The following is a 10,406-nucleotide window of genomic DNA, read 5'->3' as shown; positions in this document are numbered from 1 at the left end:
GATGAGTGCAGATTGGCAGTTACTGCTGGAGCAGGTAGAAAATAAATTAGGGCAAAATGTTGGCGACAGCTGCCGTTTTTTTCACGGCCGGGGTCGCAGCTATGAGGGCTTGGAGCAGGTCTGCGTTGACAGCTTTTTCCCCGCTTTGTTGGTGACTTTTTTTGAAGAATATGAAGGTGAAGTAGAGCTGTGTGAAAAGCTCTGGCAAATGGCTGAGGCGCGAGGTTATCAGGGGGTTGCTGCACAGCGACGCTATCTCCCTGGGGCACCTTTACAGTGGCACTTTGGTGAGCCGGTAACAGACCCGGTCGCGCAGCGTGGAGACCTTAAATTCCCCCTCACGTTTGATCGACAAAATGTTGGTTTCTTCCTGGATATTGAGCCGGGCAGGGCCTGGCTTGAAGAGCAGGTGCGAGCAAGGGCTGGGCAGGCGTCAGCAAAAATGCTCAATCTTTTCGCTTTCACCTGTGCCTTTTCTGCGGTCGCGCGAGCGGCAGGTGATATCGGTATTGTAAATGTGGATGTCAATCGCGGTGTTTTAAATCGCGGACGGGAAAATCACGAAGTTAATGGGCTGTCTCTTAAAGGGATTCAGTTCCTGCAATTCGATGCACTGCGTCAATTCAAGCGCTTCGACCGTCGCGGCCCCTTTGATCTGGGCATTGTCGATCCGCCGACACGACAAAAAGGTCGCTTCGATGTCAGCCAGAATTATGAAAAGTTGCTGAGGCAGCTGCCCGCTTGTCTCGCCGCTGAGGCGGATCTGCTGATGGTGATCAACTCGCCCCGGCACAGCGAAGCCCAGTTTAGGGAGTTAATCCTCGGATCTGACAACGGTTATGAAGTTGTAGCGCGCTTGGAGCAGAACCCGGATTTCCCTGATCAGGACCCGGATGCTGCCTTAAAAATGTTGCACGTTAAATATCGTCGCCAATCCCAGTAATGGCGATTGCCAATGCCGCGCATTAAGGGGCTCCTTACAGCGCGGCAAACTCCCGCATCAAGCGCTCCATTAGCGCCTGCAACTGGCCTGATGATCCCTCGCGCACAGCGCTGTTGAGCAACTGGGCGTTGCTCTGCCCGGACTCAGCTCCGGCATTAATCATTAGCAGGAAACCCTTGTGGGTTAATACCGCATCCTCCATCGCCTCCTGGCGCACCAGCTGGGAAAAGCTGATATAGCCACTCTGCTTTAGCCAGGTCATGGACCCCAGGCAGGCTAAATGGCGGAGGGAGTGCAGCCCGTACTCATCCGGTGAGTCAGGGCCGGAAATATCTTCCACGTAAACGGTTGCCGGTACCGGGAATTGATTAAACATTGCCAGCAGTACCCTGCCGGCATCCCGGTAAAAATCATGAATATGTAAATCGTCCAGCATCAGCAGGAATATCGCTCCAAAAATTCGCCCAGGCGTTCCATCGCATGCGATAAGTCGTCGGCACGGGGCAGGAAGACAATGCGCAAGTGGTCCGGTGCATCCCAGTGGAAGGCACTGCCTTGAGCCAGTAGTATTTTTTCCTGGCGCAGGAAATCCAGCACCAGCTGCTCGTCATTTTCGATCTTATGATGATCCAGATGCAGCTTGGGAAACAAGTAGATAGCACCGCTAGGTTTGACACAGCTCACACCGGGAATGTCATTGAGCATGCGGTGGGCCATATCTCGCTGTTGGCGCAGGCGCCCGCCGGGCAAGACTAAATCGTTAATACTCTGGTAGCCACCGAGAGCGGTTTGTACTGCGAACATAGCAGGTACATTGCCGCACAGGCGCATAGAAGAGAGTATCTCCATCCCCTGGATAAAACCCTTGGCCCGGTGTTTGGTGCCGCTGATAATCATCCAGCCAGAGCGGAAGCCCGCCAGGCGGTATGACTTGGACAGGCCGTTAAAACTCAGGCAGAGCACGTCCGGGGCGAGTTTGGCCATCGGGGTAAATTCCGCATCGTCGTAGAGAATCTTGCTATAAATCTCATCGGCGAAGATCACCAGGTTGTGATTGCGGGCAACCTCGACAATATCCTCCAGTAGTTCCCGGGGATAAACGGCGCCAGTGGGATTATTGGGATTGATAACCACTATCCCGCGGGTTTTTGAAGTGATTTTTGCTTTGATATCCTCAATATCAGGCAGCCACCCGGACTCCTCGTCGCAGCGATAGAGAACTGGCTTGGCACCGGTGAGGTTGGTGGCGGCCATCCACAGGGGGTAATTGGGCATTGGCAACAGCATTTCGTCGCCATTATTGAGAAGGGCCTGGGTGCTCATGGAAATCAGTTCGGAGACGCCGTTGCCCAGGTAAATATCGTTAATCTCGACACCCGGGATACCCAGGGTCTGGCACTCTTGCATAATGGCCTTACGCGCAGCGAAGAGCCCTTTGGACTCGACGTAGCCCTGTGCCTCAGAGAGATTGTGAATGACGTCTTGGATAATCTCGTCGGGGGCGTTAAAACCGAAGGGGGCAGGGTTGCCAATATTCAGCTTGAGGATGCGGTGGCCTTCCTCTTCCATGCGCTGGGCCTGCTCCATCACGGGGCCGCGAATTTCGTAGCAGACGCCGTGCAGTTTTTCTGATTTATTGATGTCCTTCATGGTGACCTGGAAGCTCTATTGCAGAGCAGGAGCGGCCCAGGGCCGCGAGTTCAGTGCGCGAAAACCGGGTAATGTCCACCAGCGGTAGGTACCACTCCTGCGGGAAACCGGGAACCGATACACATAGGCATTGCCACAAGGCGGCGCCTGACCGGAAACCCCAATTGATTACGGAAACACTAGAGTATGTCAAAACAGATGGATGAGAACTACTGGCGGGATAAGCTTACAGATGAGGAGTTTGAGGTCTGCCGGGAAGGTGGGACAGAGGCGCCGTTTAGCGGCGAATATTGGGATGTTTTTGACGATGGCGTCTATCGTTGTCGTTGCTGTGGCGAGGTTTTATTCGGCTCGCAGTCAAAATTTGAGAGCGGGTGTGGTTGGCCTAGCTTTGATGCAGAGCATTATGAAGGTGCAGTGAAGGAGCTGCCTGACAGCAGCTACGGTATGCAGCGTGTAGAGATTCGCTGCAGTAAATGCGATGCCCATCTCGGCCATGTTTTTGACGATGGCCCCACCGATACGGGACTTCGCTACTGTGTGAACTCTCTATCGGTGAAGCTGGACCAGGGCAGCGATGAAACGGAGGATGACACTGAGTGACGGAATCACACTGGAGTAATTGGCTATTGCGGGTGCAGTGGATTCTGTTACTGCTGATCGTCCTTGCGGCTGCCGCCTTGCGTTACGGGCTGCTGCACTTCTCTGTGGTTTTCAAAATATTTGTGTTTTCTGGCGGTGCAGCCTTGGCAATTGCGCTACTGAGCCTGTTTGTTTTTGTCTGGGGAGTGAGCAAGAGCAAGCCGTTGGTGCGCAGCAATGCTCTGTGGGCGGCGTTGCTCGGACTGCTGCCGGTGGCAATACCTCTGGTAACCGTAGGCAAGGGCAACTTCGATGTGCCAAGAATCCACGATATCAGTACCGATACCCGCAATCCCCCCCAGTATCAAGAGGTATTGAAGTTGCGCCAGAAAGGCGACAACAGTGCCGAATACGGTGGAGAGAAGGTGGCCGAATTGCAGCGGGAGGCGGATATATATGCCGATATAATGCCGTTGCACGTGGACTTCCCGATAGCTCGTACCACTGAGATCGCTGCTGAAGTGGCCGAAGACCTGGGCTGGAAAGTGGTTTCCTATGAGCCTCAGCGGGGTCACCTGGAGGCTGTAGCGAAAACACCGATCCTCGGTTTTACGGACGATATCGTTGTACGGGTCAGCGCTGACGTGGGTGGTGGCTCCAAAGTCGATGTGCGTTCCAGCTCCCGAGTCGGGGTCAGTGACTTGGGTACCAATGCGAAGCGTATCCGCCAATTTCTGGAAGAGTTGCACCTGCACGCGCTGGTGCTCGAGGGAACTGGCACAGAGCGGTACTAGAATGCACTCCAGAAATGGCTGGGTTTTGTAAGTGTCTGACAACAAAAGAAAAAAAATCAAAAAGAGTGTTGACAGGTTTAGCGGTGGTCCATAGAATGCGCCCCACTTCTGACGCAGGGCTACACTCAAAGGTGGAGCGAAACGACAGAAGGTTTCTGGGTCCCCATCGTCTAGAGGCCTAGGACACCGCCCTTTCACGGCGGTAACAGGGGTTCGACTCCCCTTGGGGATGCCACGCGGGAATAGCTCAGTTGGTAGAGCGCAACCTTGCCAAGGTTGAGGTCGCCGGTTCGAACCCGGTTTCCCGCTCCAAATTTCCGCTTTGCGAGATGATCTCTAGTCAACTCGGAAAGTACGCCACCGAGAAATCAGTGGCATTGCCATGGACAGCATGGCAGCACCGGATCGAAAGGTCGAAGTGCAAGTTTCTGTCCCCATCGTCTAGAGGCCTAGGACACCGCCCTTTCACGGCGGTAACAGGGGTTCGACTCCCCTTGGGGATGCCAATACGACCCGGTAGCAATGCTACCGGGTCAATTGCGGGAATAGCTCAGTTGGTAGAGCGCAACCTTGCCAAGGTTGAGGTCGCCGGTTCGAACCCGGTTTCCCGCTCCAATTTTCTGCTTTGCGAGATGATCTCTAGTCAACTTGGAAAGCACGCCACCGAGAAATCAGTGGCATTGCCATGGACAGCATGGCAGCACCGGATCGAAAGGTCGAAGTGCAAGTTTCTGTCCCCATCGTCTAGAGGCCTAGGACACCGCCCTTTCACGGCGGTAACAGGGGTTCGACTCCCCTTGGGGATGCCAATACGACCCGGTAGCAATGCTACCGGGTCAATTGCGGGAATAGCTCAGTTGGTAGAGCGCAACCTTGCCAAGGTTGAGGTCGCCGGTTCGAACCCGGTTTCCCGCTCCAATTTTCTGCTTTGCGAGATGATCTCTAGTCAACTCGGAAAGCACGCCACCGAGAAATCAGTGGCATTGCCATGGACAGCATGGCAGCACCGGATCGAAAGGTCGAAGTGCAAGTTTCTGTCCCCATCGTCTAGAGGCCTAGGACACCGCCCTTTCACGGCGGTAACAGGGGTTCGACTCCCCTTGGGGATGCCAATACGACCCGGTAGCAATGCTACCAGGTCAATTGCGGGAATAGCTCAGTTGGTAGAGCGCAACCTTGCCAAGGTTGAGGTCGCCGGTTCGAACCCGGTTTCCCGCTCCAAAAATAAAAAGCCGCTCAATCGAGCGGCTTTTTGTTTTTCCGATATAGTAATTCTTATCTTCTGCACGGTTACTTTTGCCCGGGACTCCTGCAAGTTCCGGTTCATCCCACCAAGTGACGTGTATGAAAAACCCTAGCTCCCCTCAGGTTGAAATTATTCGGGCAAGCGCGTTGAATAACGCTCCCCACTATAGGAGTGCAAGATGAGCGCTGCGCTATCGATCCATAACTTACAGAAAACCTACGACAATGGTTTCCAGGCCCTGAAAGGCATCAGTTTTGACGTGCAGCCGGGAGACTTCTTTGCGCTGCTGGGTCCCAATGGGGCGGGGAAGTCCACCACCATCGGTATCATCTGTTCCCTGGTGCGCAAAAGCGGTGGTTCAGTGTCGATTTTTGGTGAGGATATCGATGTCGATTTTGCTGCGGCCAAGCGCCTGTTAGGTGTTGTGCCACAAGAATTTAACTTCAGCCAGTTTGAGAAAGTGTTCGACATTGTCGTTACCCAGGGCGGTTTTTACGGTATGCCGCGCAAACTGGCTGAAGAACGCACTGAGAAATACCTGAAGCAGTTGGGCCTGTGGGATAAGCGCGCTACCCAGGCGCGCATGCTCTCCGGTGGTATGAAACGCAGATTGATGATTGCCCGCGCGCTGATTCACGAGCCGAAATTACTGATTCTGGATGAACCCACAGCCGGAGTGGATATAGAACTGCGGCGTTCCATGTGGAGTTTCCTGGAAAAAATAAACCAGCAGGGCACCACAATTATTCTCACCACCCACTATCTGGAGGAAGCCGAGAGCCTCTGTCGCAATATAGCGATTATCGACAAGGGCGCTATTGTCGAGAATACTTCGATAAAGTCACTGCTGAAAACCCTGAACCGGGAAACCTTTATCCTGGATTGCGCAGAATTTCTCACTGAGTGCCCGGACTTGTCCGGTTATGAAGGGCGTTTGCGGGACAATCACTCACTGGAAGTCACTATTGAAAAGGGACAATCTCTGACCGAGGTATTTGCGTCATTGCAGCGGCAGGGCATCACAGTCACCAGTATGCGCAATCGCGCCAATCGCTTGGAGGAGTTGTTCCTGTCCATGTTGTCGGAAGAAAAAATGTCGGGGCTAGAAGAGTGAAGGGCAGATTAATCTGGATATCATTCAGCACTATTTACCGTCGGGAAGTCCGGCGCTTTATGCGTATATGGCCGCAGACCCTGGTGCCGCCGGTAATCACTATGTCACTGTACTTTGTGATCTTTGGCTCCCTGATTGGTCGGCGAATTGGTGATATGGGGGGCTATCCGTATATCGAGTTTGTTGTGCCGGGTTTGATCATGATGTCGGTGATTACCAACTCCTACGCCAACGTAGTTTCGTCTTTTTACAGCGCTAAATTTCAGCGCAGTGTGGAGGAGCTTCTGGTCTCGCCAACGCCGAATTGGGTGATTATGGCGGGCTATGTACTCGGTGGCGTGTCACGGGGATTAATGGTGGGGTTGATAGTGACTCTCGTAGCGATGTTTTTTACCTCACTGACGGTAGAGCACATCTTTGTCACGGTAGCGATTGTATTTTTGACGGCGGTGCTGTTTTCCCTGGCTGGGTTTATCAATGCTATTTTTGCCAATAGTTTTGATGCTATCTCTATTATTCCGACCTTTGTATTAACTCCCCTCACATACCTGGGAGGCGTGTTTTACTCTATCGACCTGCTGTCGCCTTTTTGGCAGGGGTTGTCGAAATTGAACCCCATTCTTTATATGGTGAACTCCTTCCGTTACGGCATTTTGGGTGTTTCCGATATTAATGTTGCCGGGGCATTTTTTGGCGTCCTGGTATTTATTACGCTTTTGGCATCCTGGGCCATTTATCTGATGAGCCACGGTAAGCGACTGAGACATTGAGAAATTTATGACAAGAGAAGACTGGCAAAACCTCCCCCTGGGGCAGGAGACCACCTACGAATCCACTTACAACCCCGAGTTGCTCCATCCAATTCAGCGCTCAGTATCCCGAGCCCAGTTGGGGCTTTCTGCCGGCGCAATGCCTTTCTTTGGAGAGGACGAATGGTGGGGTTTTGAGCTTTCCTGGCTGAACCCCAGGGGCAAACCACAGGTGGCGGTGGCTCGTTTTAGTTTTCCTGCGGAAAGCCCCTGCATGGTGGAGTCAAAATCCTTCAAGTTGTATTTAAACTCTTTCAACCAGAGCAAGTTTGAATCCTGGAGATTGGTACAGGATGCCCTGGTGCGGGATCTCTCTGCAGCGGCGGGGGCAAATGTCGGCGTTACCCTGATGGATGTGGAAGATGCAGCGCTGGCAGTTGAGAAGCCAGAGGGCTACTGTCTGGATCATCTCGATATAGAAGTGAATAATTACGAACCGGACCCCGCACTCCTCGCCCTCGAAGGCGGTGAGGAAGATGTGAGTGAGGTTCTTTATAGCCACTTGCTGCGCAGTAATTGTCCGGTAACGGGACAACCAGATTGGGCGACAGTGGTTGTGGACTATAAAGGACCGGCACTAAAGCGAGAGGCACTGTTGGCTTATATTGTCTCCTTCCGCGAACACCAGGATTTTCACGAGCACTGTGTCGAGCGTATCTTTTGCGACTTGCAACAGCTGGCGGAATTTACCGAGTTAACTGTATGTGCCCGCTATACCCGCCGTGGCGGCTTGGATATTAATCCGCTGAGATCGACTCGCATTGAGAAACGTATGCCTTCGCGTTTTGCCCGTCAGTAATTTCCTTTCTTAAGTGCCACCGGAGTCCCCGGTGGTACGGTCCTTCAATTTCAATCTTTGCTTGGTGCCGGCCTGGGTTGGCGCTGCGGACTCTTAAGCTACGCTTTCCAGATAGGCCGGGGAAACCGACAGTGTAGTTGTGTTGGCCGCCCCACAGGAGGTGGAGTTGAGGCTGACAGATGGAGATTAATACCCAGTCCCCAGTAATTCCTGCCGTAGTAATCGGTTTTGCCCCACTTCTTTTTTCCCAATCCTCCACTGCAGAAGTTTATGTTAAAGCTGATGATCTGATACGGGTGATTGAGGCCCAGCAACAGCAGCTGGAAGAGCAGCAGGCTCAGATTCAGAAACAACAGGCAGACCTCGAAGTCCTGCGTCGGCAAATTGAGCAAATGCAACGGGCACCACCATCCCGACCGTCTCTGGAAGTAACTCCTGTACAGCCCGTTGAAGCACCGGTGAGCAAGGAGGACATGAATGATTTACAGCGACAGATTGAGGAAATACGCCAGGAAGTTCCACCTGGTTCGCTGCCTCCGCCGCGGGCCCAGTCTGATCAGGCGGTACCTGACCCCAGTGATATCGAAGATGTGATTGCCAATGCGACAACGGAGTGGCCTGGCTCCATTCCTTTGTTGGGAAATACGATGAAAGCGAAGATCAGTGGCTTTGCGGACTTGGATGTCAATTATGATACCGACGCGATCATCAGCCCCGCACAATTTGTACCTGCCGATATTGTGACTTTCGACAAAACGGCTGCAGAGGGAGCAGACGGGCAGACAGAATTTACCGTGCAAACCTCCAGGTTGGTATTTGAGACCCTGCAGCACTGGGAGGGACGTGAATTTAAAACCCTGATTTCGATGGACTTCCTGCAGGACTCCAGTGTTACCACTCCCAATCCCCGTATGCGCAAAGCTTATGGAGAAGTGAGCAATGCGCTATGGGGGGGCAGTATTCTTGTGGGGCAGCAGTGGTCAACATTTGCGAACTTGGAAGCGGTCCCCAATACCCTGGATTTCCAGGGGCCTAATTCGGCATTTGGCTTGCGCCATTCAATGGTCCGATGGATTAAGAGGTACGGGCCACAGTATTACTTTAAGGTGGCTATTGAAGCGCCGGACTCACAAATATTCGAGGATGCAACCGAGGTTGCCCGCTGGCCCGATGCGGTATTTGCGCTGGAGTCGGACTTGCCTAGGTCCCAGGTACAAGCGGGTTTGGTATTAAGGGATTTGCGCGCGAGTGGCGATCCGGATTCAGCCGTATCAACTACCGGCTGGGGATTAAATTTAAGCGGCACTTTCAATATGCCCGGCGTACTTTCCAAGGATGTTCTTTATTACTCTTTGTCCCTCGGTGCGGGATATAGCGGTCTACTTAATGACGCGCCACCAGATGCAGCTTATGATTTTTTTGATAACTCCGTAGAGGCACTAAACACTACAGCCTGGTATCTGGGGTACCAGCACTGGTGGACTCCTTGCCTGTATACCGTAGCGACCTATGGCAGGGTGAGACAGGATAATCTGGACTTCCAACCCGGTGATTCCTACAAAGCAACCCAATACCGCAGTATCAATATTGTTTGGTTACCCTTTCCCCGTTGGCTGACTGGAATCGAGGTGCTCTACGGCGCTCGCAAAGACAAGAATGGTGATAGGGGGTCTCTGGTGCGGACACAATTTACGACCCGAATGACGTTCTAAAAACAGCAATGTATTTAAAAGAGGTGTTCAGGTATATGCGAGTAAAACGAGAGAAGGTATTTCAAGCTCGAATTATTAGGTTGCTATGCAGCCTTTCATTGATTTCTCTTCTACTCGGATGGACTTCAGCCAGTACCGTGGTTACGCGGGTATGGCAGTCCCCATATATTGGTATTCAAAGCTTAGGAAAAACCCTGGTACTCGCATATACCCTGGTACCGAGGCCGATAGTCGGTGGGCAGGTAGAAAGGGAGTGGGTCATGCAACTGCAGGATACGGGTATTGATGCGCATTCCTGGAGTGCTCTGGGGGCAATAACTGGTGTTCCCTCAATGGGGGAGATTGCACCCTTGCTCCGGGAGAGGGGATTTGACACTTTATTGGTTACCCAATTGTTGGCATTAAAACGGATCAACCCGAATATCCGCAACTCCCAGGTTGCTGTTGTGGAGACACGTTTATATTCGGCGCCCAGTGACGAAGTTTATTGGTCGGTTCAGTCGGATACTTTTTTATACAAGTATTCAGGGGAGGAGCTGCGCCATCCCAATGAGAGAGATTTACGCGAGTTTGTAGAGGTGATGATTCGCACTATGTCTGGCAATGGCGTTTTATAGCCGCTAATTTATCGTGATTTTTATCGAACCTTTCTCCAGGCCAATAGAGCTGTTGTATTCAGCTATTCTGGTGAGACAAACCGTTGATGGGCCTATCAAAGAGTGCGCGTTCAATGGTTCGAAAGGGAATTCAAAGCGTT

At 52.5% G+C, this 10,406-nt stretch carries 10 protein-coding genes and 8 tRNA genes; 16 read left to right on the top strand and 2 right to left on the bottom strand.

The window, feature by feature from the left end; genetic code table 11:
• Window position 1: 1 nt before the first annotated feature.
• On the top strand, window positions 2-943 hold the full coding sequence (locus ACJJIR_RS14245; RefSeq protein WP_444905843.1) for a class I SAM-dependent methyltransferase: 942 nt from the start codon (window positions 2-4) through the stop codon (window positions 941-943).
• A gap of 34 nt (window positions 944-977) precedes the next feature.
• Here ACJJIR_RS14245 and ACJJIR_RS14240 read toward each other — a convergent pair whose 3' ends face one another.
• Both ACJJIR_RS14240 and ACJJIR_RS14235 read right to left on the bottom strand, forming a co-directional pair.
• Window positions 978-1,379: a hypothetical protein gene (locus tag ACJJIR_RS14240; protein ID WP_444905842.1), complete on the bottom strand. Its 402-nt coding sequence runs from the start codon at window positions 1,377-1,379 to the stop codon at window positions 978-980.
• On the bottom strand, window positions 1,379-2,593 hold the full coding sequence (locus ACJJIR_RS14235; protein WP_444905841.1) for a pyridoxal phosphate-dependent aminotransferase: 1,215 nt from the start codon (window positions 2,591-2,593) through the stop codon (window positions 1,379-1,381). The genes ACJJIR_RS14240 and ACJJIR_RS14235 overlap by 1 nt, the downstream gene beginning before the upstream one ends.
• Window positions 2,594-2,779: 186 nt before the next feature.
• On the opposite strand from ACJJIR_RS14235, the gene msrB reads away from it, so the two are divergent.
• The 15 genes from msrB (at window position 2,780) to ACJJIR_RS14160 (ending at window position 10,266) form a co-directional block, all read left to right on the top strand.
• Window positions 2,780-3,196, top strand: a complete 417-nt coding sequence (msrB, locus tag ACJJIR_RS14230; protein WP_413665066.1) for a peptide-methionine (R)-S-oxide reductase MsrB — start codon at window positions 2,780-2,782, stop codon at window positions 3,194-3,196.
• Window positions 3,193-3,969, top strand: coding sequence for a DUF1499 domain-containing protein (locus ACJJIR_RS14225; protein ID WP_282933544.1), 777 nt, complete (start codon window positions 3,193-3,195; stop codon window positions 3,967-3,969). The genes msrB and ACJJIR_RS14225 overlap by 4 nt, the downstream gene beginning before the upstream one ends.
• Window positions 3,970-4,128: 159 nt before the next feature.
• Window positions 4,129-4,204: transfer RNA gene (locus ACJJIR_RS14220), tRNA-Glu, on the top strand.
• A gap of 1 nt (window position 4,205) precedes the next feature.
• Window positions 4,206-4,281 (top strand) — tRNA-Gly (locus tag ACJJIR_RS14215).
• 118 nt (window positions 4,282-4,399) lie between these two features.
• Window positions 4,400-4,475: transfer RNA gene (locus ACJJIR_RS14210), tRNA-Glu, on the top strand.
• A 33-nt stretch (window positions 4,476-4,508) separates the two neighbouring features.
• A tRNA-Gly gene (locus ACJJIR_RS14205) sits at window positions 4,509-4,584 on the top strand.
• A 118-nt stretch (window positions 4,585-4,702) separates the two neighbouring features.
• Window positions 4,703-4,778 (top strand) — tRNA-Glu (locus tag ACJJIR_RS14200).
• Between the two features lie 33 nt (window positions 4,779-4,811).
• Window positions 4,812-4,887, top strand: a tRNA-Gly gene (locus ACJJIR_RS14195).
• 118 nt (window positions 4,888-5,005) lie between these two features.
• A tRNA-Glu gene (locus tag ACJJIR_RS14190) sits at window positions 5,006-5,081 on the top strand.
• 33 nt (window positions 5,082-5,114) lie between these two features.
• Window positions 5,115-5,190 (top strand) — tRNA-Gly (locus ACJJIR_RS14185).
• A 203-nt stretch (window positions 5,191-5,393) separates the two neighbouring features.
• Window positions 5,394-6,329 (top strand): ABC transporter ATP-binding protein, encoded by a 936-nt coding sequence (locus ACJJIR_RS14180; protein ID WP_444905840.1) that lies wholly within the window; start codon window positions 5,394-5,396, stop codon window positions 6,327-6,329.
• Window positions 6,326-7,099 (top strand): ABC transporter permease, encoded by a 774-nt coding sequence (locus tag ACJJIR_RS14175; protein ID WP_444905839.1) that lies wholly within the window; start codon window positions 6,326-6,328, stop codon window positions 7,097-7,099. The genes ACJJIR_RS14180 and ACJJIR_RS14175 overlap by 4 nt, the downstream gene beginning before the upstream one ends.
• 7 nt (window positions 7,100-7,106) lie before the next feature.
• On the top strand, window positions 7,107-7,937 hold the full coding sequence (queF, locus tag ACJJIR_RS14170; protein ID WP_444905838.1) for an NADPH-dependent 7-cyano-7-deazaguanine reductase QueF: 831 nt from the start codon (window positions 7,107-7,109) through the stop codon (window positions 7,935-7,937).
• A gap of 179 nt (window positions 7,938-8,116) precedes the next feature.
• Window positions 8,117-9,649, top strand: coding sequence for a DcaP family trimeric outer membrane transporter (locus ACJJIR_RS14165; RefSeq protein ID WP_444905837.1), 1,533 nt, complete (start codon window positions 8,117-8,119; stop codon window positions 9,647-9,649).
• 35 nt (window positions 9,650-9,684) lie between these two features.
• Window positions 9,685-10,266 carry a hypothetical protein gene (locus ACJJIR_RS14160; RefSeq protein WP_444905836.1) on the top strand — a complete coding sequence of 194 codons (582 nt, stop codon included), beginning with the start codon at window positions 9,685-9,687 and terminating at the stop codon, window positions 10,264-10,266.
• The last annotated feature ends 140 nt before the right edge of the window (window positions 10,267-10,406 follow it).

It is taken from the genome of Microbulbifer maximicatervae (SeqCode), from assembly GCF_052467385.1.
Note: the sequence above shows the minus strand (reverse complement) of the source record. Positions and strands in the feature narration are given on the sequence as shown.